Annotated in this window: 16 protein-coding genes; 12 read left to right on the top strand and 4 right to left on the bottom strand. The window is 75.2% G+C overall.

The features are described from left to right. The first annotated feature begins 131 nt into the window (after positions 1–131). Together ACFVNO_RS10335 and ACFVNO_RS10330 are read left to right on the top strand one after the other, a co-directional pair. Positions 132–1205, top strand: coding sequence for a 5'/3'-nucleotidase SurE (locus ACFVNO_RS10335; RefSeq protein ID WP_378891303.1), 1074 nt, complete (start codon positions 132–134; stop codon positions 1203–1205). Positions 1206–1393: 188 nt separating this feature from the next. Continuing rightward, positions 1394–2092 carry an alpha/beta fold hydrolase gene (locus tag ACFVNO_RS10330; protein WP_378891300.1) on the top strand — a complete coding sequence of 233 codons (699 nt, stop codon included), beginning with the start codon at positions 1394–1396 and terminating at the stop codon, positions 2090–2092. A gap of 106 nt (positions 2093–2198) precedes the next feature. On the opposite strand, the gene ACFVNO_RS10325 is transcribed toward ACFVNO_RS10330, so the two are convergent. Continuing rightward, entirely contained in the window at positions 2199–3140 is a 942-nt protein-coding gene (locus tag ACFVNO_RS10325; RefSeq protein WP_378891297.1) for an FkbM family methyltransferase, read from the bottom strand. A gap of 285 nt (positions 3141–3425) precedes the next feature. Between ACFVNO_RS10325 and ychF the strand changes: the two genes are divergently transcribed. Then, a complete protein-coding gene (ychF, locus tag ACFVNO_RS10320; RefSeq protein WP_220563206.1) occupies positions 3426–4517 on the top strand; it encodes a redox-regulated ATPase YchF in 1092 nt (363 codons plus the stop codon). 246 nt (positions 4518–4763) lie between these two features. Here the strand turns inward: ychF and ACFVNO_RS10315 are convergent, their stop codons facing one another. Beyond that, entirely contained in the window at positions 4764–5300 is a 537-nt protein-coding gene (locus tag ACFVNO_RS10315) for a helix-turn-helix domain-containing protein (RefSeq protein ID WP_355258541.1), read from the bottom strand. Between the two features lie 87 nt (positions 5301–5387). On the opposite strand from ACFVNO_RS10315, the gene ACFVNO_RS10310 reads away from it, so the two are divergent. Continuing rightward, positions 5388–5879: a YbaK/EbsC family protein gene (locus ACFVNO_RS10310; protein ID WP_378891292.1), complete on the top strand. Its 492-nt coding sequence runs from the start codon at positions 5388–5390 to the stop codon at positions 5877–5879. 22 nt (positions 5880–5901) lie between these two features. After that, on the top strand, positions 5902–6528 hold the full coding sequence (locus tag ACFVNO_RS10305) for a 1,4-alpha-glucan branching protein (RefSeq protein WP_378891289.1): 627 nt from the start codon (positions 5902–5904) through the stop codon (positions 6526–6528). Between the two features lie 216 nt (positions 6529–6744). Here ACFVNO_RS10305 and ACFVNO_RS10300 read toward each other — a convergent pair whose 3' ends face one another. Further along, positions 6745–7428 carry a lysoplasmalogenase gene (locus ACFVNO_RS10300; RefSeq protein WP_378891286.1) on the bottom strand — a complete coding sequence of 228 codons (684 nt, stop codon included), beginning with the start codon at positions 7426–7428 and terminating at the stop codon, positions 6745–6747. A gap of 361 nt (positions 7429–7789) precedes the next feature. On the opposite strand from ACFVNO_RS10300, the gene ACFVNO_RS10295 reads away from it, so the two are divergent. The 3 genes from ACFVNO_RS10295 to ACFVNO_RS10285 all read left to right on the top strand — a co-directional run bounded on the left by ACFVNO_RS10295 (position 7790) and on the right by ACFVNO_RS10285 (position 13036). After that, entirely contained in the window at positions 7790–8740 is a 951-nt protein-coding gene (locus ACFVNO_RS10295) for a conjugal transfer protein (RefSeq protein ID WP_355258529.1), read from the top strand. A gap of 72 nt (positions 8741–8812) precedes the next feature. Next, positions 8813–9121: a hypothetical protein gene (locus tag ACFVNO_RS10290; protein ID WP_220563197.1), complete on the top strand. Its 309-nt coding sequence runs from the start codon at positions 8813–8815 to the stop codon at positions 9119–9121. 18 nt (positions 9122–9139) lie between these two features. Continuing rightward, positions 9140–13036 carry a TcpE family conjugal transfer membrane protein gene (locus tag ACFVNO_RS10285; RefSeq protein ID WP_378891281.1) on the top strand — a complete coding sequence of 1299 codons (3897 nt, stop codon included), beginning with the start codon at positions 9140–9142 and terminating at the stop codon, positions 13034–13036. Between the two features lie 174 nt (positions 13037–13210). Here the strand turns inward: ACFVNO_RS10285 and ACFVNO_RS10280 are convergent, their stop codons facing one another. Further along, complete coding sequence (locus tag ACFVNO_RS10280; RefSeq protein ID WP_378891278.1) at positions 13211–14077, bottom strand: phytanoyl-CoA dioxygenase family protein; 867 nt, start codon at positions 14075–14077, stop codon at positions 13211–13213. Positions 14078–14627: 550 nt separating this feature from the next. Between ACFVNO_RS10280 and ACFVNO_RS10275 the strand changes: the two genes are divergently transcribed. From ACFVNO_RS10275 to ACFVNO_RS10260, 4 genes are all read left to right on the top strand, one after another. Beyond that, positions 14628–15287 (top strand): HNH endonuclease family protein, encoded by a 660-nt coding sequence (locus ACFVNO_RS10275; RefSeq protein ID WP_355258519.1) that lies wholly within the window; start codon positions 14628–14630, stop codon positions 15285–15287. A 319-nt stretch (positions 15288–15606) separates the two neighbouring features. After that, positions 15607–18072 (top strand): ATP-binding protein, encoded by a 2466-nt coding sequence (locus ACFVNO_RS10270; RefSeq protein WP_378891274.1) that lies wholly within the window; start codon positions 15607–15609, stop codon positions 18070–18072. Between the two features lie 435 nt (positions 18073–18507). Continuing rightward, entirely contained in the window at positions 18508–19545 is a 1038-nt protein-coding gene (locus ACFVNO_RS10265) for a hypothetical protein (RefSeq protein WP_355258516.1), read from the top strand. A gap of 211 nt (positions 19546–19756) precedes the next feature. Continuing rightward, complete coding sequence (locus ACFVNO_RS10260; protein ID WP_378891270.1) at positions 19757–21037, top strand: DUF6891 domain-containing protein; 1281 nt, start codon at positions 19757–19759, stop codon at positions 21035–21037. Positions 21038–21041: the final 4 nt, after the last annotated feature.

Here is a 21041-nt window from a genome sequence, read left to right as displayed (position 1 = left end):
AGGCCCACCCCGGCGCCCACCGGCCGGGCTCCCCCCCCCCCCCCCCGGGGTGCTTCGCCGCCCCCCCCCGCGGGGCGCCCGCCCCCGGGGCCCCGCGCCCCCACCCCCCACCCCCCAAGAAGGAGACCCCCGTGTCGCCGAGACCGCTGCGCCGTGCCGCGGCAGCCCTCACCCTGCTCCCGCTGGCCGCGGCGGCGTGCACCGCCGCCGACCCTCTGCCCGCAGCCGACCCCGCGCCCACCGCCGCCGACTTCCCACCCGTCCCCCTCGACGGACTGCGGGTGCTCGTCGGCAACGACGACTCCATGCGCGGCGAGGAGGCCGACGGCACCGACGGCCTGGGCCTGTACGCCCTGCGGGCGGCCCTGTGCGAGGCCGGGGCCGACGTCGTCGTCTTCGCCCCCTGGGGACAGCAGTCGAGTATGAGCGCCGCCCTCTCCCACGAGGCGGAGTTCGGCCTGGGCACCCCGCCCGACCCTCCCGAGGAGTACGCCGACGCCTGCTCCGACGCGCCCTCCGGGGGAGCCGTCCACGGAGTGTGCCTGGCCCAGGGCCCGTGCCGCCCGGATTCGCCGAGCGCGACCCCGGTGGACGCGCTCTCCTTCGCCCTCGCCCACGGCCTGCCCGAGGTCGTCGGCTGGGACGGCCCGCCCGACCTCGTGGTCTCGGGGGTCAACTCCGGGCCCAACGTCGCCTCTCAGATCCCGCACTCGGGCACGGTCGGGGTGGCCTCCACCGCGGTCGCCTCCGGCATCCCGGCCGTCGCCCTGAGCGCGAGCGTCGACGAGGACCTGGTGGTCACCCCCGAGACCCTCGCCGCCACAGCGGCCTTCGGCGCGGACCTCATCGCCCGGATGCGCGGGGCCGACCTGTTCGACCCCGGCTACGTGGTCAACGTCAACCACCCCGCCTCGCCCGACGGCTCGCCCGGCACCGACGTCCGCTGGACCCGGGCGGGCACCGGGTCGGTGCTGGCCGTCGACTACGAGGGGGAGGAGTCCTTCACCCCGGTCGTGCGCCTGTGCGAACCCGGCGCCTCCGGCTGCGTCGCAGAGACCCGGGAGGACGCCGACGCCGTGGCACTGCTCGCCGAGGGCGCCGTGTCGGTGGGCGCGCTCGGCGTCGACCGCGCCTACGCCCAGGAGGAGGACGCGGCCCGGGTCGAGGGGCTGGCGGTGCTCGTCGCGGCCCTGGGCGCCGACTGACGCCCGCCGGTTCCGGGCGCGGGACGGGGCCGGTGCCGTGGCCGGGGAGGAAAGCTGCGCGCGCACGTCCGCTTCCGGTCATTTCCTTCTCGGTCCCCGGATTGTCCGAGAGGCTGAGATGACCGCTCCGGTCGACCGGTCCCCTCCCGGTCCCGGGGCGGCCTCTCGTCCCTTCGCAAGGAGTCCCATTGAACCTGGAGACCTACACCACCGGCACCGGAGAAAGAACGGCCCTGCTCGTCCACGGGGCCGGGGCCCATCACGGAACCTGGCACGCCCTGGTCCCCGCCCTCGTCGAACGGGGGTACCGTGTCGTGTCCGCGGACCTGCGCGGCCACGGGGCCAGCGGCCGCGGCGGCTACAGCGTCCAGGCGCTGGGCGACGACCTGGTGGACTCCCTGCCCTCGGGGGCGGACCTCGCCATCGGCCACTCCATGGGCGGCCTGGCGCTGTCCCTGGCGGTGGAGCGCTCGGCCCCCGCCCGCGCCGTCTACCTGGACCCGGCGTTCCGGCTGCCGCCGATGCCCGCCGACGCGGGGGAGCGCATGCGCCGGGTCTTCGAGACCGCCGACGCCGCGCACGTGCGGGCCATGAACCCGCGCTGGAACGACCTCGACGTGGAGCAGGAGCTGGCGGGCTTCGCCGCCTGCGACCCGGAGTTCTACGCCTTCGTCGCGGCCGAGGTCGCCGGGCACGACCTGCTGCCGGACAAGGCGCACGTCCCGTCCCTGGTGCTGCGGGCCGAGGACGCCATCACGATCGACGACCGGGCCGCCGCCGAACTCGTCGAGCGCGGCTTCGAGGTGCGCAGGGTGGCGGGGTCCGGGCACTGCATCCACCGCGACAATCCCGCCGGGCTGCTGGCCGAGCTGGACTCCTGGCTCTGACCCGCCGGCCGGACCGGGGGCGGGGCGCACGCCCCACCCCCCGGACCGAACTCCGCGTCCCGGACCGCGCTCCGCATCCCGGCCGCACCCCGGCGGCGCCCCGGCCTCAGGAACAGGCGGTCAGCGCCTCCCGCCAGGCCCGCGCCGCCGCCCAGAAGCCCTCCCCGGCCGGTTCGGGGGTGAGCAGCCACATCCGCTCCCACGCCGGGGACGAACGCGCCGCGATCTCCCGGCTCGGCTGGTACGGCGGCCGCCCGTTGACCGGGTACCACGTGTACTCCAGCGGGTCCAGCAGGGCCATCAGCCGTTCCTCCAGGCCCCGGTCCGGGCGCACCCTCACCAGCAGCCACGGCCGGAACCGGCGTAACACCCCCAGGCCCCCGGCCACGACGTCGGGCTCGGTGCCCGCCGTGTCGATCTTCACCACCGCCGGGGAGCAGCCCTCCGACTCGCACCACCGCGACAGCGTGGCCGCCCGCACCGTCGTCCCCGACAGGTCCTGGCGCCGCGGAAGCCCGATCGTGTTGCACATGTCGTTGTGCCGGGCGCGCCGCAGGTAGGCGCTGCCGTTGTGGTTGCTCAGCGCGGCCTCCACCACCGTGAAGCCCCGGTCCGTCGCCTCCGCCGCCGACCGGGCCGCCAGGGCGATCTCCGGGGTCGGCTCGAACGCGAACACCGGGCGCCGCGACCGCGTCGCCGCCAGCATCGCGTACACCCCGACCCCCGACCCCACGTCGAGCACCGCCCCCGGCCGGGTGCGGTCCAGCATGGCCAGGAAGCAGGACAGGGCGTCGGGTCCGTGCCCGGCCAGCCCGTTGGCGGCCAGTCTCCGCGGCACCGTGAGGTAGCCGGGCAGGTGCAGCGTCAGCTCCCGCGGATCGCCCGCCCCGCCCCCGGGCAGGGCCAGGGTGAAGGTGCGGCTCCACGGCGGCACCCGGCCCGGGTCCAGGCCGCCCATGCTCCGGGGCAGCCGGACGCGCAGCCGCCGTGCCGCGAACCTCACCAGCGGGTAGCGGCGCACGATCTCGCGCAGGTGGTCGGTGACCATGTTCCCCCCAAGAAACGGGTCGGGGGCCCGGGCGGTCGTCCGCGCACCGGCCCGCGCTCCGCGTGGTGCGCGGGCCTCCCCGCCGCCGGGACCCGCGGCCGTGGCTCGCAGGCCGGGGTACCGGGGAAGGGGTCGGCGGGTCGGACATCTCCCGCCCGGGTCCCCGGCGACATGAATCGAACCTACTGTGCGTAGTGATGCCTGCGCAGCGTGTTTCGGCGATCGGTCCGGTTTCCCCCCGGGAACGGATCGGCCGGGCCGCCGGGCCGCATAGACTCTCACCTTGTGAGTCTGTCTATCGGGATCGTGGGACTGCCCAACGTCGGCAAGTCCACCCTCTTCAACGCGCTGACCAAGAACGACGCTCTGGCCGCGAACTACCCGTTCGCGACCATCGAGCCCAACGTCGGAGTCGTCGGCGTGCCCGATGCACGGCTCGGCCGGCTCGCCGAGATCTTCGGTTCCGCCAAGGTCCTCCCGGCGACCGTCGACTTCGTGGACATCGCGGGCATCGTGCGCGGCGCCTCCACCGGTGAGGGGCTGGGCAACAAGTTCCTCGCCAACATCCGCGAGAGCGACGCCATCTGCCAGGTGATCCGGGTCTTCGACGACCCCGACGTCACCCACGTGGACGGCGAGGTCGAGCCCTCGCGCGACATCGAGACCATCAACACCGAGCTGATCCTGGCCGACCTCCAGACCCTGGAGAAGGCCCTGCCGCGCCTGGAGAAGGACGCCAAGCGCAACGCCAAGGACAAGGACTCCCAGGAGCTGCTGGCCGCCGCCCGCGCCGCCCAGGAGATCCTCGACGGCGGCACCTCGCTGTACGCGGCCGGGGACAAGGACGTCGACCTGGCCCGGCTGCGCGAGCTGAGCCTGCTCACGGTCAAGCCGTTCATCTACGTGTTCAACCTCGACAGCGGCGAGCTGGCCGACGAGGCCCTGCGCGCCAAGCTCCAGGAGCTGGTCGCCCCCGCCGAGGCGATCTTCCTGGACGCCAAGATCGAGGCGGAGCTGGCCGAGCTGGACGACGACGAGGCCCAGGAGCTGCTGGAGTCCATGGGGCAGACCGAGTCCGGCCTGGCCCAGCTGGCCCGCGTCGGGTTCGACACCCTGGGCCTGCAGACCTACCTCACCGCCGGGCCCAAGGAGGCCCGCGCCTGGACCATCAAGAAGGGCGCCACCGCGCCGGAGGCGGCGGGGGTCATCCACACCGACTTCCAGCGCGGCTTCATCAAGGCCGAGGTGGTCTCCTACGACGACCTGGTCGCGGCCGGCGACATGCAGTCCGCCCGCGCCGCGGGCAAGGTCCGCATGGAGGGCAAGGAGTACGTCATGGCCGACGGCGACGTCGTGGAGTTCCGCTTCAACGTGTAGCCCCACCGCGCGACCACGGGCCCCAGGGGCCGGATCCACCGGATCCGGCCCCTCCCCGTTCCCGGACCTCCCGCCCCCGCCGCCCCGCCCCGTCCGGCCGGTGCCGCACCACTGCGGCGGAGACGGGGCCGGGCCGACTCGAAGCGGGCCTCGGGTCCCCCGTCCACCTGAAGCCGAAGGCGCTGCCCCGGCCCTGCGGCGGTGCTGCGGAAACCGGTCCGGACCGGACGGGTTCGCGGGCCGCGGTCAGGAGGCGGGCGGCGCGGGCACCGGGTAGCGGACGACCAGGACCGCCTCGACGTCCCCGTGCGGCGCGCTGTAGACGTGCGGGACGTCGGAGGTCCAGCAGCCGTGCTCGCCGGGGCCCAGCTCCAGGGGCGCGGAGGCGGCGCCCGCGCGGGCCGTGCCGCTCAGGACGATGAGGCGCTCCGTCGTACCGGGGACGTGCGGCGGGGACTCCTGGACGGCCCCGGCGCGGATGCGCAGGCGGTAGGTCTCGGTGGTGGCGGCGCCGTCCTCGAAGCGGTCGATGAGGACGGCGTCCACGGTGCGGCCGGAGATCTCGGAGCGTTCGGCGACGGGCCCCAGCACGGAGCCGAGCGGCTCCCCGAGCGCGGTGGTGAGCGCGTACAGCGTCTCCAGGGTGGGGTTGCGCCGACCGGACTCCAGTTCGGAGAGGGTGCCCTTGCCGACCCCGGAGCGGCGCGCCAGCTCGGACAGCGACAGGCCCCGCCGTCCGCGCAGCTCCCGCAGCCGCAGCCCCACCCGCACGGCGAGCTCCATGGCCTCTCCTCCCGTGTCCGTATCCGGCTTGATCCGCCACCGGCGTTCTCCTATCGTTCCATAGACAGAACGATGTCGAGGAGAGTCATGGAAGCGCACGCCGTCGAGTCCCTGCCCGCCCGCAGCCGGGAGGTGGCCCGCGCCCTCGCCGCCGCGGGCGTCCCGGGCCGGGTGCGCGAGCTGTCCGAGTCCGCGCGCACCGCGGCCGAGGCCGCCGCCGCGCTGGGCTGCGAGGTCGGCGCCATCGCCAACAGCCTGGTGTTCGTCTCCGACGGCGTGCCGGTCCTGGTCATGACCAGCGGCCGCCACCGGGTGGACACCGCCGCCCTGGCGGCCCGCTGGGGCCGCGGCGAACTCCGCCGCGCCACGCCCGACCAGGTGCGCGAGGCCACCGGGCAGGCGATCGGGGGCGTGGCCCCGGTCGGCCACCCCGCGCCGCTGCCCACCGTGGTCGACGAGGCCCTGACCGACTACGGGCGGATCTGGGCGGCGGGCGGCACCCCGCACACCGTCTTCCCCACCACCGCCTCCGAGCTCGTTCGCCTCACCGGCGGTACGCTGCTGCCCGTCACCGCCTGACCCGTCGCCGAAGGGACGCCCCGTGGCCGTCGTCCACCGCACCACCATGACCCCCACCAAGCTCGAACTCCTCCAGGCCTGGCTGCCCGGGCAGCCGTGGTACGCGGGGGAGCGGCCGGACCCGGCCAAGGCCGGGGGGTTCCGGCTCGACGACCCGCAGGGAGAGGTCGGCATCGAGTTCATGGTGGTCACCGACGGCGCGGCGGCCTACCACGTGCCCCTCACCTACCGCGGGGCGCCGCTGGAGGGGGCGGAGGACGGGCTCGTCGGCACCGCCGAGCACGGCGTTCTGGGCAAGCGGTGGGTGTACGACGGGACGCACGACCCGGTCCTGGCCGGTCAACTGCTCGCCCTGCTCCTGGGGGCGGCCGAGCCGCAGCAGCAGAGCGTGAGCGACACCCCGGACCCGTCCGTGCTCGTCCGCCCGGCCGCCGTGGCCCCCGGTGCCGCGGTCGCCTCGTTCTCCACCGCCCACGGCCCGGACGGCACCGTGATCGACCTGGAGTCCACCGCCGGCGACCGGCTCGCCCTGCGCGTCGCGCGCGCCCTCGCCCCGGCCCCGGCGCCGGACGGCGCGGGCCACGTCTCCGCCACCTGGCGCACCCCGGACGGCGCCGAGCACCGCGCCCCCTTCGTCACCGTCGCCTGACGGCCCCGGCCGGGACGGCCGGCCCGCCGGGTCGAGGCGGTGCGGACGGCCGTTCCGGCACCCCGGGCCGGGCCGCGGGCGTGCTCCGGCGCCGCCCGGTCGATGCCGGGGAGTCCGTCGAACACGGGCCTGCACCGCCGAGGTCCCGCCGGCACCGCGTCCTCGGCCCCGCACAGGGCCGGGACCGGGACCGGGAACCCCCTGCCGGCCCGCGCCTCAGGCGGGGACCTCCTCGGCGGGCTCGCGGTCGCGGGCCAGGACCCCGAGCACGATGAGGGCCTGCGCCGCCGCGTACGTCAGCATCACCCAGACCCCGCTGAGCGGCAGGTCGAACCCGGGACTGAACGCCCGCAGCGCGATCAGCCCGTCCGACAGCAGGAACAGCGCCCCGCCGATCGCCGTCCACCGGTGCACCCCCACCGACAGCACCGCCGTCGTCCCCAACAGCAGCCCGTACACCAGCACCGGCACCAGCAGCGCCCCGGCCCCGGGCGCGCACAGCACGACCAGCCCCGCCACCACCACCCCGTAGGGCACCAGCAGCGTCCGGTTGGTGCCCAGCGGGCTCCGGGCCCACCACGGTGCGAACGCGGCGATGTACACCACCTGGGCGACCAGGAAGAAGCCCACCATCACCAGGAACGCCGCGTCCCCGGACGCCAGCGCCGGGGCGGTGTCGCCCAGCCAGGAGAAGAACAGCGCGACCAGGACCAGGCGGACCGGCCGCCCGTGCGGGCGCGGGGCCGCGGTCCAGACGAAGGCCGCGAGCAGCGGCATGAGCAGCGCCTGGGTGGGGCGCGACCAGGCTTCGGCGCCGAAGGCCTGCACGGCCAGGTGCACCGCCGTCACCAGGGCGAACAGGGAGAACAGGACGCGGGGGAGGGTCTCGCGGGGGATCATCGGGTCATCATAGACACCCCCGTCCGGCGGCCCCCAGGGGAGACCCCGGTCACAATCCGGCGGCCGTTCTCTGTCCCCGGGGACACATGTTGCTCGCCAACAGGTGACTAATCCATTTTCGGGCCGACCATAAAGCGCGGACGGGGGACAACCGTCAGATGATTTCGTCTGCTTATTGCCGTATTGTTCCGTCTTTGGGAACTTCGACTGTTGCGTGCAATGCGCGGTTGACGGGGAAACGCGGAGCGCCCATGCCCTCGCCCAACCCGCACAATGCCTCACTATAGGGATGGGGTAGACAAGGGCATGGCGGATACGCCGTCCGAACGGGCGGCGCGGAACTGTGTGCAGGAGGTCGGGGATGGCGAACGCACCACGGCGCGGTGCCGCCGTGCGCGAACGGCACGACGACGCGGACCACGAGGCCCCGCCCCCCCGGCGGCGCCCCCGCCCCGGCGCCGGCGGCCGCTGGTGGGTCGGCGTGGGCCGCGCCGTCCTGTGGGCGTTCCTCATCGTCGTCATCTTCAACGGCATCTGGTTCCCCCTGCGCGGCGGCCTCGCGCTCCCCGCCCCCGACCCCGAACCCGAGCAGGCCCAGGCCCCCGCCTTCCCCGAGACCTCGGCCGCGGACTTCGCGCTCCGCTTCGCCGACACCTACCTCACCACCGACGACATCGAGGCCCGCCGCACCGCCCTGGCCGCGTTCGTCCCCGAGGGCGAGGCCGAGGGGCTCGACGTCCCCGCGGGCTCGCTCGCCGGCGAGAACCTCGCCGTCACCGCCGTCGACGTCAAGGACGACAACAACGCCCTCGTGGTCGTCCGCGCCGACGTCAACGGCGAACCCGTGAGCCTGGAGGTCCCCGTCTACTCCGACGGCGACTCCCTCGTGGTCTCCGGCCGCCCCGCCCTGCTGGCCGCGCCCGCCCGCGCCTCCCTGCCCGAGCAGGCCGCCTTCGACACCGACCCGGCCGCCGCCGAGCAGTTGGAAGAGGTGCTGACCGGGTTCTTCGGCGCCTACGCGCAGGAGCCGGGCCACCTGGAGCGCTACGTCGAACCCGGCGTCACGATCGCCCCACTTCCGGCGAACACCCTGGAATTCTCCGAACTGTCCGATATCACGGTGCCATCCCGGAGCGAGAGCGGGGATGATGACGTACGAGAGGTGGCCGTCACCGTGCACTGGACCGCTCCCGCCCCCGAGGGGGAGGCGGCGGGCACCTTGAGGCAGAGCTATCTGGTCACCGTCGTGGACTCCGGCAACGAGTGGCACGTGCGTGACATCCAGGGAGCCCCCCACTCGTTCGGCGAGTGACGGGGCACGTAGGCAAGGAGACGAGAAGGACCATGAGCACAGCAGAAACGACACCGGGAGGCGGCGCCTGACATGCTCCCCCTGTTGTCCACCGCGGCCGAGACCGTGACCGTGCTCGGCGGGGCCGACCCCCTCGTCCTGGCCGACTCACAGGCCCCCGACACCGGCGGCCTCGCGGAGTTCCTGCGCGGCTTCTTCGGACCCCTGTTCCTGGTCATCGTGTCCATCGTCGCGATCTTCTTCCTGTTCACCAGGGAGATCACGCGGTTCGCTCAGTTCATCATCCTGGCGATCTTCATCGGGATCGTCTTCTACGTCCCCGGCATCATCGAGGTCATCGCGGTGGCGCTCGCGCGAGCGATGGGCGTTTCGACGGAATAGGCGAGGGAGGCCGGGAACGTGGATCTGCCCACGTACACCAACATCTGGCGTATCGAGAAGCGGCTCTACAAGCTCTACGATTTCCGGCTGCCCATGCCGCTCCCGGTGGGCACCTTCGGTGTCGCCGTGGGCGTGTTCCTGGTCTGGGTGATCCTGCTCGGGATCCTCAACGCCCCGTTCGTGTTCGGCAACGGGTGGCACCTGGTGCTGTGGGTGGTGCCGCCCGGGGTGATCACGGTGCTGGTCACCAGACCGGTGATCGAGGGCAAGCGCCTCACCGAACTGCTGCTGTCGCAGGCCCGCTACCTCGCCGAGGCGCGGGTGTACACCCGGCTGGCCCCGGAGTACGAGCCCGCCGAGGTGCGCGTCGCCGTGCGCGTGTGGCACCGCGACCCGGCGGCGGGCCCGCTGCCGCTGCCGCGCCGCCGGGCCGAACGCGAGGCCGAGCCGGTCGAGGCGGCGGAGACACCCGAGGCCGTCGAGGCCGAGCAGGTGCGGCCCGCGCCGGAGCAGGCGCCGCCGCTGCGCCGCGTCCGCGAGGCGGGCCCGGTCCGAGCGCCGGAGCCCGTCGCGGTCGAGCCGGTCACGGTCGAGCAGCCGGTCGCGCCCGAACCCGTCGCGCCCGAGCCCGCCCGGGAACCGGTCCTGGCCGAAGCGCCGTCCGCGCCCGCCGACGAGGCGGAGCGGGCGGAGCCCGCGCGGTCCGCGGTCGCCACGGTGACCGCCGTGGAGCGCCCGGCGGACACCGGCGGAACCGGGGACGGGGACCGGGAGGAGAAGAAGGGGGCGGAGGCCCCCGGGGGCCCGGGCGTGGGCGTCCGGGTGCTCAACTACTTCGGTTTCGCCCTGGACCGCGCCCCAGCGCAGGCCCCGGCAGAGACCGGCGGGAACGACTTCGAGGAGGGGTTCGCCGAACCCGTCTACGACACCGCGGGCCAGGAGGAGCGCGACAGCGACGAGTGGTTCTCGCGCCTGCGCGCCTCCTCGGGGCACACGCCGGTGAACCTCAGCTCCAAGAGCGCCTACTCCGTGGGGGACACCTCCGCGCTCAGCCGCGAGGAGGTCGCCGGGGCCGTCGGGGGCGAGGAGGACGACGACGAGACCCCGGCCGCCCGCCGCCTGCGCGGCCGCACCCAGGGGATCCGGGTGGCCCGCGAGCTGGAGGAGCGCCGCGCCACCGGGGTGCCCGCCGAGGAGGAGGCGTCGGCGCCGGAGCCGGTCCGGCCCCGCCGCCGGGGGCGGCCGCACGCCGCCCCGTGGGAGCTGGGCGAGACCGCGCGGGAGGAGCGGGCGGAGGAGGCGCCGGGCTACGACGTGTCCGACTACGCCGCCCGCTACGCCGCCGCCACGGGCCGTCCGGCCGCCAAGCCCACGTCCGCCCCCTGGCTCCCGCAGCCGGCCGAGGACGAGGCGGACCCGGTGCGCACCGCCGAGGGCTCCCTCGCCTCCGAGGCGCCCGCCGGCGCGGACGTGCGGCCTGTGGGTCCGACGCGTGCCGATGCGGTTGCTCCCGCCCGTCCCGCCCGTTCCTCGGACACCTCTCGTCCCACGCGTCCCATGGTCGAGACCGGTGCCGACGCGGACGTGCAGTCCACGCGTGCTGACGCGGTTGCTCCCGCCCGTCCCGCCCGTTCCTCGGACACCTCGCGTCCCACGGTCGAGACCGGCACCGCTGTCGAGGCGGACGCGCGCCCGGTGGGTCCGACGCGTGCCGATGCGGTCGCTCCCGTCCGTCCTGCCCGTTCCTCGGACACCGTCCGTCCCAAGGCCGAGGCCGGTGCCGACGCTACGGCTCCGGCCCATCCCACCCGTCCCGTGGACACCACCCGACCCACGGTCGAGGCCAGTACTGCCGCTGAGGCGGACGCGCGCCCGGTGGGTCCGACGCGTGCTGACGCGGTCGCTCCCGTCCGTCCTGCCCGTTCCTCGGACACCTCTCGTCCCACCCGTCCCACGGTCGAGGCCGGTACCGACGCGGTCGCTCCCGCCCGTCCCACCCGTTCCTCGGACACCTCGCGTCCCACGGCCGAGGCCGGCACCGCTGCCGAGGCGGGCGTGCGTCCAGTGGCTCCGGCGGCCGCAGCGCCCGCTTCCGAGACGGAGTCCCGCCCCGGGGCTCCCGAGGACGGGGCCGCCGACGGCCGGGAGGCCGCGGACGCGGCGCCCGTACCGGGCCCCACAGGCACGAAGCCCCCGCTGGAGCTGGACCACGGCACCGGCGAACAGGAGTCCATCCCGGTGCGCCCGCAGGAGGCCGAGGACCGCGGACCCGAGTGGAACGAGCACATGAACGTGCTCGACCGCCACCTCAGCACCGCCGACACCCCCGCCCCGCCGCGCCCCAAGTTCGCCGACGTCGTCCCCGGGCACACGCGCGGGGCCAAGGACCCCTCCGAGTGGTTCGACGACGGCAAGAAGCGCCACCCCGACCAGCCGCGGGTCGGCGACAAGGACAACCCCGTCATCCCCGCCGGGGAGCTGCGCGAGGGCGACGCGGCCCCCGCGGCCAAGCCGCCCACCCAGCTCGACCACGGCACCGGCGAGCTGGCCGGGTTCGCCGAGGTCCGCGACGCCCCCGAGCGCCGCCGCACCGCGGCCGACCTCGAAGCGGCCGAGGCCGCCGCCCTGGCCCGCCGCCGGACCCCGGACCCCGGGCCTGCGGCCGCCGACGGCGAGCGCCCGGCCCCGGTCAAGTGGAGCATGCGGGCCTCCGGCGCCGCGGAGCCGGACGCCGCCGCGGAGTTCGCCGACCCGGCCGCCCCCGCCGCCCGGGAGTCCCGGGAGGCGGAGCAGGAGCCGGGCCACGACCCGCACGACGGCATGTTCCACCGGGTCGCCCAGAACGCCCGCCGGATCGGCCGCCTCTTCGGCCAGCCCGCCCCCGGCGAGGAGCCCGAGCCGCCCCGGCGCGAGCCCCGCCCCGACCTCGAACTCGACCACGGCACCGGCGAGCAGGAGAGCCTGGGCGACACCCCGCACGGCTCGCCCACCGCCGGCGACGCCACCCCGGCCGGCGCCTCCGCCGTCCGCACCGAGGCCCCCGCGCCCGCACCGGCCGCGTCCTCCGACGACTCCGGCGGCACCCGCGGCTGGCGGCGCCTGGCCAAGGTCGTCACCGGCGGCGCCGCCCCGGTGCGCTCCGAGCTGTCCCCGGAGGACGTCGAGCGCCTGCGCACCCCCCTGGCGGGCCCCCGCAGCCTGGTCGTCCTGGGCTGCACCGGCGGCGCGGGCCAGACCGTCACCACGCTGATGATCGGCCACACCCTGGCGGGCTACCGGGACGAGCGCATCGTCGCGGTCGACGTCAACCCCGGCCCCAACGGCCTCTCCCGCCGCATCGGCGCGCAGGCGCCCGAGACCCTCACCGCCCTGCTGGCCAACGCCGACGGCATCGGCGACCAGGAGGCGATGAGCGCCTACACCGGCCGCACCCAGACCGGCCTGGAGGTCGTCCAGACCCTCGACGACCCCTACGTCCAGACCCTCGACGACCGCGACTACGCCCAGCTCACCGGGCTGCTCGGCCGCTTCTACGCGGTGACCGTGCTGGACCCGGCGGCCACCGGCGTCGCCCGCGCCCTGCCCGCCGCCGACGGCCTGGTCCTGGTGACCCCGGCCAACGCCGACGCCGAGCGCGCGGTCTCCATGACCTTCGACTGGCTCGACGGCAACGGCCACGGCGCCCTGCGCGCCAGGTCCGTCCTGGTGGTCAACGGGGTCAGCAAGCGCAGCCTGCCGGACGTGGACGCCGCCGAGCGGGTGGCCCGCGGCCGCTGCCGGGCGATCGTCCGCATCCCGTGGGACGACCACCTGGGGTCCTCCTACACGCGCATCGACGTCGGCGCCCTGCGGGCCAGCACCAAGCGCGCCCACGGCGCCCTGGCGGGCGTCATCGTCGACAAGCTCCTCACCTGAGCCCGGCCCCGTCCGCTCCGGCCGGGTCCGCTCCGACCCCGCCCGCCGTGGCCGCGCCCGATTGGGCCGCCCCGAGCCCCGTCCGGCCCCCGGGCGGGGCGCCCGCGTGTCCGGCCCGGCCCGCACACGGCGGTGCCCCGCCCCCCGTTCCCGGGAGGCGGGGCACCGGCGCGTTCACCTCCCGGCTGGGGTGAAGTCGCGCGAGGCCAGGAACCCCGGCCTGGGGTCGTCGCCCCCGAACGGCTTCTCGCAGGCGTTCTCCACGCTGTTGTAGACGACGAACACGCTCGACCGCGCCCACGGCGTGATGTTCGCCCCGGCCGCGTACATGCAGTTGGCGTCCAGCGCCGTCACGTCCCCGGGCGTCGCCTGGAGGGCGTCGATGCCGTGCCGGTCGGCCAGGATCGTCAGCGTCGCCCGGTCGGGGGTCCCGGCGCGGCCGCCGTCGCCCTCCTCCAGGCAGGAGACGTAGGTGCGGTGCGAGCCGGGCATCACCAGCGGCGCGCCGTTGTGCGGGTGGTGGTCGGTCAGCGCCACGGAGAAGCCGACGGCGCGCATGCGCGGCATGCCGTCCTCGGCGTGCCAGGTCTCGAAGTCCGAGCGCCAGTACAGGGGGCCGCCGCCGAACCCGGGGCGGTGGTCGAGCCGGCTCTGGTGCACGTACACCTCCGAGCCGAGGATCTGGCGGGCGGGCTCCAGCAGTCGGGGGTCGTTCACCAGGGCCTCGAACGCCTCGCTCACCCGGTGCACCTCGAACACGGAGCGGACGCCCCCGTCGGAGGGGTCCACGACCGCGCGCTCGTCGTCGCGCAGCCCGGGGTCGCCGACGAGCCGGTCGGCCTCGTCCAGGTGCCCGGCGACCTCGTCCTCGCCCAGCAGCGACGCGAACCGGGTGTACCCGCGGCGGTCGTGCTCCTGGAGGCGCTCGTCGGTGAGGGGCCCGTCCTCGGCGGTGCCCCAGACGGTGGGGTCCCTCCGGTAGAGGAGCGCGGCCTCGGTGCCCTTGCGGGTGGGGTAGTCGTCCAGTGTCGGGAGATCCATCTGCAACGTCATGGCCGAACCCCTGTGCGGGGTGATCCTTTCGGTGTCGCTGTCTCTTCGTTGGACGGGTCGTACGACATCCGAACGTAACAAACACCTCGCAGGGTGATTTCAGGCGATTTCCTCCGCCTGGTTTATCGGCTTTCGGCGGGGGTACAACGGGCCTACTCTGGGGCGCCCGGCGGAAAGGTCAAGGGCGCCTTTCGTGTTCTTGCCGTCCATTGGTACGGCGTTCTCCCATGTGCCCCCGCCCTTCGCGCACCGGCCGCGACACCGTGTGCTCCGCGCGGTGACACCGCGTTCATCGCCGCAGGTGCGGGAGGGGCGGTCCATCCGCCCAAACCCCGGTCCGGCCACGCGCTTTTTTTTAAGTGATCCACTTCACATGGATATGGTGCGGAGTCTGGTGCAAAAGCACCGGCCCGGAACCCGGGGCCGTAACACCGGATTCTCCGGGAATTCCCGTACGGGGGTCTGGTGCGAAAGCCCCGGCCGCCGCACAGTGGTGGAGGTCCTTCCCTCGAACCCGCTCAAGAGGAGAGAACAGAATATGACCCCCACCCCCCGCGGGCTGCGCGCCGCCCTGGCGACGGTATTCGCGCTGGCCCTCGCCGTCGTCGTCGGCTGGGCCGCCCCGGCCGCCGCGGCCCACAGCCTCCCCCCGGGCATCCCCTCCACCTCCACCGCGCAGTCGCAGCTCAACTCCCTGACCGTCGCGGCCAAGGGGCCCCAGACCGGCTACGACCGCTCGCTGTTCCCGCACTGGGCCGTGGTCGACAGCCCCTGCACCGCCCGCCAGTACGTCCTGGTCCGCGACGGGCACAACGTGGTCACCGACTCCGACTGCCAGCCCACCTCCGGCAGCTGGTACAGCTTCTACGACGCCGTGACCTGGACCGGCGCCGTCTCCCAGATCAGCGTCGACCACATGGTCCCGCTCAGCGAGGCGTGGAAGACCGGGGCCGCCTCCTGGACCACCGGTGAGCGCCGCGCCTTCGCCAACGACGTGAACTCGCCTCAGCTGTGGGCGGTCACCGCGTCCGTCAACAGCTCCAAGGGCGACAAGGACCCCTCCCAGTGGATGCCGCCCAACACGGCCGTCCACTGCGACTACGTCAAGGCGTGGGTCAACGTGAAGTACCGCTACGACCTCACCGTCACCTCCAGCGAGAGGTCCTCCATCCAGAGCACCATCAACAACCGCTGCTGATCCGCCCCGGTCCGCGGCCCGCCCCGGCCCTCCGGGGCGGGCCGTCGCGCGTCCACGGTCCGGCCGTCAGGGGCGGGCGCCCGGGCCCGCCGCCCGGCCGCCGGCCCGGCCCTGCCGGCCCGGTCCCGCAGGCCCCGCGCGACGCGCCGCACGGGGCTCCGCCTTTCGGGGCGGGGCGCCGCGGTTTCCGGCTCGCCGTAAAGCGTTCCGCTTCTACCGCCGGGTACCCATGCAGCACACTATGGGGGTGGCACAGGCACGGCCGCGCCCCCCGCCGGGCGCGGTCGCCGCGCGACGCGACCAGGAGGGGCGGCAGAAGATGACCGGCACATGGGGGACCCGCGGCTCGACCCGCCTCGCGGTCCGCTACTTCGACGACCGCGTGCTGTTCAGCGAGAGCGAGGCCTGGGCCTACTTCCGGCTGCCGACGGTCTCCTACGAGTTCACCACCCCCGAAGAGCGCCAGGCCCTGGCCACCAACATCACCATCGCCCTCGCGGCCATCCGCATGAACGACGCCGAGGTCCACCTCCGCATCGCCCACCGCACCTACCCCGCCGCCGAGTGGGCCACCCGCCTGGACGAGACCTCCGACTCCGGCCCCGGCTGGTACGACCACCTCGACGAGACCTACCGCCACGTGTGGGCCAAGGACTTCTGGACCAAGGAGGTCTACCTCGGGGTGCGGCTCGGCCTGCGCGGCTCCGGCACCGGCCTGGGCCTGTTCTCCCAGTTCCGGGGCGCCTACCAGCGGACCGAGGAGATCCTCGGCATCGTCGACGACGCCGTCGACGACAAGGAGCTCGCCCGCTGGACCGACCAGGCCGAACGCCTGGGCCGGGCGCTGGCCGCCAGCTCCCTGCACGCCCGACACGCCACCGCCGACGAGATCGCCTGGCTCATCCGCCACTCCGTCACCGGCAGCTCCGAGGAGCCCCGCCCCTCCGCCGCCGGGCGCCGCACCTGGGGCCGCGGCGAGATCGAGGCCCTGGTGGACGGCACCCTCCACAACGGCCGCTCCATGCTCCGCCTCGAACAGCCCTCCGGCTCCACCTGGGTCGCCTTCCTGTCCTTCGCGCGCTTCCCCGACCTCATGCCGTTCCCCGACGGGGAGCCCTGGCTGCACCACGCCGATTCCTTGCCCTTCCCGGTGGAGATGTCGCTGCGGATGAAGCTCATCCCGCCGGCCAAGGCGTCCAAGGACGTCGGCCGCAAGCTCGCGCACGCCCGCGACATGGACGCCCACATCCGCGAGGCCGGGGTGGAGGCCCCCATCGCCCTGGCCGAGCAGATCGACGCCGCACGCATGCTCGAACACGGCATCACCAAGGAGCGCCTGCCGTTCGTCTACGGCTGGCACCGCCTCATGGTGTCCGCGCCCACCGAGCGCCTCCTGGTCCAGCACGTCGAGGCCGTCATCGAGCACTACCGCGACATCGGCATCGACGTCATCAACTCCACCGGCGACCAGTTCTCCCTGTTCAACGAGTCCCTGCCGGGCGACCGCATCAGGCTGAGCGCCTACGCCCAGCGCCAGCCGCTGCGCACCATCGCGGGCGGCATGCCCACCGCCACCGTCGACGTCGGGGACCGGACCGACCGCTCCGGCGACGGCTGGGTGGGGCCCTACATCGGCGAGACCATCGGCCGGGCCCGCTCCATCGTCCACTTCGACCCGCTGGTCGCCGCCGCGCGCAACCGGCCCACCGCCATCGCCATCACCGGGGAGCCCGGCGGCGGCAAGACCACGCTGGCGCTGCTGCTCATCTACCAGCTCGCCCTGCGCGGCGTCACCGTCGCCGCCATCGACCCCAAGGGCGACGCCGAGTCCCTGGTGCAGCTCCTCCAGCGCCGCGGCCGCAAGGCCCGCATCATGTCCCTGGGGTCGGCCCAGCCCGGCCTGCTGGACCCGTTCGCGTTCGGCGACGACCTGGCCGCCAAGAAGACCATGGCCACCGAGACCCTGCGCCTGCTGCTGCCCCGCATGAGCGAGGAGCGCGAGTCGGCGATGATCCAGGCCGTGGCCGCGGTCGCCAACCAGCCCCGCCCCTCCCTGGCCAAGGTCGTCGACCACCTGTCGAACGCCTCCGACGCCGCCTCCCGCAACCTCGGCGCGGTCCTGGGCTCCATGTCGGAGATGCGCCTGGCGTCCCTGTGCTTCGACCCCCAGGGCGACGCGCAGATCGACACCGAGGGGTGGACCACCGTGTTCACCCTGGGCGGGCTCACCCTGCCCGACTCGGGGCTGCGCCGCGACGACTACTCCTACGAGCAGCGGCTGTCGGTGGCCCTGCTGTACCTGGTGTCCCAGTTCGCCCGCCGCCTCATGAACGGCCTGGACCGGCACCTGCCCAAGGCGATCTTCCTGGACGAGGCGTGGGCGGTCACCTCCACCCCCGAGGGCGCCAAGCTGGTCCCGGAGGTGTCCCGGATGGGCCGCTCCCGCAACACCGCGCTCATCCTGGTGTCCCAGAACGCGGGTGACCTGCTCAACGAGCAGGTCACCAACTGCCTGTCCTCGGTGTTCACGTTCCGCTCCAGCGAACGCTACGAGGTGGAGAGCGTCATGTCGCTGCTGGGGGTGGAGCCCACCGAGGAGCACCTGGCGGTGCTGCGCAACCTCGGCAACGGCGAGTGCCTGTTCCGCGACCTGGACGGCCGGGCCGCCCGGATCTCCGTGGACCTGGTCTCGGAGGACCTGCTGCGCTGGCTGGACACCAACCCCACCCGCCGCCGCCCGAGCGCGGGGGACGAGGACCTGGTCACCACCACCCGCGAGGGCTGACGGCCCCGGCCCGCCGGTGGCCCGGGCCGTCACCGTCCCGGGCCGCCACGTCCCGCCCCGGGCGGCCGGTATCCCCGGCGGCGGGTGCGAGGCCGCCCCACCGAGCCGCCGTCTCCGGCCCGTCGCGCCCGGCCAGACGACGCCGCCCCGGGCCGCTCCGGGTGGTCGGCGCCCGCCCGCGGCCGGGTACGGCGCGCGGTCCCGTCTCCCGTGCCCCGTCCCAGGTGCCCCGCTCCGGGCCTCCGGTGGCCGGAGCGGGCCAGCGGACGCCTCCGACCTGCGCCGACGGTCCCGGCCGGGGCCGCCCGGCAAGCTCCGGGCACAGCCGTGTTCGGTGGGGGCGAAGGGTGGGCATCTCTTACCCTGTCGGGTTCCTCCCGCTGTGCCCGACCGCCGCCGCCCTCCCCGAACCGACACACTCACAAGGGACCGCCCATGAGTGAGGACGTCATCCGCCGGCCCAGACCCGTCATCGACCCCGCCCTCCCCGCCCCCCGACGGGACGAGCTGCGAAGGCGGGCCGCCGCCCCCCACCCCCTCGCGCAGTGGTCCGGCGGCGACCTCGTCACCCGCCGCGCCCGCCTGCGCGAGGCCGCGGTCCACCTGCTCGCGGTCGGGGGCACCCTCGCCCTCGCCCTGGCCACCGCGGGCTGGTACCTGGGCATGGCCGTCGTCAACATCGGCCTCGTCGCCCACGTGGCCGCCCTCGCCCTGCGCGGCGACGCCCACCCCGCCACCCGCGCCGCGAGCGTGGCGACGGGCGCGGGCGCCCTCGCCGCCATCCCGGTGTGGCTGCTCGACCTCCTGCCCGGCGACCCGGCCGCGGGCATCCCCTGGGGGCTGTTCGGCGTCCTGGTGGCCCTGGTCTCCGCCGACGCCCTCACCTCCCGCGTCCAGGAGGGCCCGTCCGACGACGCCCCGGAGGGGTCCGTCATCCACCCGGACGACGTCAGCGAGGCCGACCACGCCGCCCTCTGCGCCGTCCAGCGCACCATCGACGTGGTCGAACGCGCCCGCGAGGCGTTCGGCGGCGGGGACTCCCTGGACACCGACCGCGCCCTGGCGGTGCTGCGCGACCAGGAGTGGCGCATCGCCGTCCTGCTCGCCCGCCAGCGCGAGCTGCGCCGCGCCCACCTGCGCCGCTGGCAGCGCGCCGACTCCCCGCGGGTGCGCGAGGCGCTGCGGCCCCAGCGCGAGCACCTGTGCGCGGTGGAGGACGCCGTGCACGCCCGGGTCGAGCAGATCGTCGAGTACGGCCGCCTGGTGGAGCGGGCCGTGGCCGCCCACCGCGAGTGGGAGCAGTGCCAGGAGGCCGCCGACTCCACCGCCGCCTACGCCGAGCACCGCGCCGCCGCGGCGTTCCTGGGCGCCGGGGCGCCGGAGGTGTCCGAGCTGGCCGCCACCGCCGAGGCGGCCCGCCGGATCCGCGACGAGCACGTGGAGCGGCTCACCGGCCACTCCCTCCTCTTCTGACCCGCCGCCCGGGGGAACCCGGACGGCGGGTGCGGCCCGGTCGGCGGGCCCGGACCGGCCGGCGCCCCGCGGCGGCGGGGAGCGCCTGCGCGGCGGGGCCCGGGCGCCGGAGCGGGCCCGCCGCCTCCGATTTCCGTGCCCGGCCGCTTGCGGACAGCGATATCTCGGACGAACCGCACCGAGCACCCCCGGGTTCTGACACATTGGGCGCATGAGCGAACGCTGGGACGGCGAGGAACTGCTCGCCTCGGTGCGCAGGGGTGTCACGGTCCGGGCCGCCGCGGCCCGCGGCGGCTACACCGAGCTGCTGGACCGGGCCCGCCGCGACCTCGAATCCGGCCTGTCCGGACACCTGGCGCCGGACGACCCGCGGGCCCGCGCCCTCGCGGACTCCCTGCCCGAGTACGTCGACGCCGTCCTGGCCGACCACGTCCACCGCCAGCGCCGCCGCCCCTCCCGCACCGACTCCGAGCGCCTCACCCGCGCGTTCCGGTCCCTGGACGCCTCGGGGATCATCGCCCGCGAGGAGTTCCTCTGCTGCGACGGCTGCGCCCGCGCCGACCTCGACGCGCAGGCCGCCGCCACCGGCAGCCGCGGCTACGCCTACTACCACTGGCAGGACACCCTGGCCGCGGCCGACGGCGCCCCGCTGACGGTCGGGTTCGAGTCCACCCACCGGGTCCGCCGCGCCGCCGTCGGCGCGGAGGTGGCAGAGGCCCTGCGCGCCCACGGGCTCACCGCCCACTGGAACGGCGACCCGGAGCGCCGGATCGAGGTGGACATGGACTGGAGCCGCCGCCGCCACGACCGCCTGGCCGCCTTCCCCGGCCCCGCCTCCGAGGGCGAACCGCACGTGGACGCCGACTTCTCCAACCCCGGCCCGTACCGCCTCCCCGACTGGGTCACCCGCTACCGGGGCCGGGTGAGCGTCCGCGAACTCGCCCGCCTGGTGCTGCCCTGGCTGCCCCGCGGCGTGCGCGCCACGGTCGGCGCGGGCGGCCGTACGGCGGTCCTGACCCGCGACTCCGACCTCCTGCGCGTGGAGGGCGGCCCGGTCTTGGACCGCGACCGGATCGAGGACCTCCTGGCCCGCTGGGCGGTGGGCGCCGGCTGGCCTGCACCGCCCGGGCCGGACCCCCGGACCGCGGGCCCGCGCCCGCTGGACGTCACCTACGCCGACGCGGCGACCGGGGGCATGGGGTTCGTGGACTACGCCGAGCCCATGAGCGGCGCCGCCGCCCGCGACCTCGTCTACCGGCTGACGCCGGTCGACGGCACCTTCGGGGTGTTCGCGGCGCGCTCGGGAGCGGTGGTCCAGATGATGTGGCAGGAGGGGCCGAGGCTGTGGATGGAGAGCCCGTCCGCCGACGAGCGCCTGGCCAGCGGCCGCCACGTCACCCTCCCCGAGGCCGAGGAGATGGTGCGCGTCCTGGCCGACGAGGGCCGTGTCGCCCTCGCCGACCTGGGCGAGTTGCAGGTCACCCGCTGGTGAGGCC

It is taken from the genome of Nocardiopsis sp. NPDC057823, from assembly GCF_042797335.1.
Classification (GTDB): Bacteria; Actinomycetota; Actinomycetes; order Streptosporangiales; family Streptosporangiaceae; genus Nocardiopsis; species Nocardiopsis changdeensis.
The sequence above is the reverse complement of the archived record's forward strand: the minus strand, read 5'-3'. Positions and strand labels throughout refer to the sequence as shown.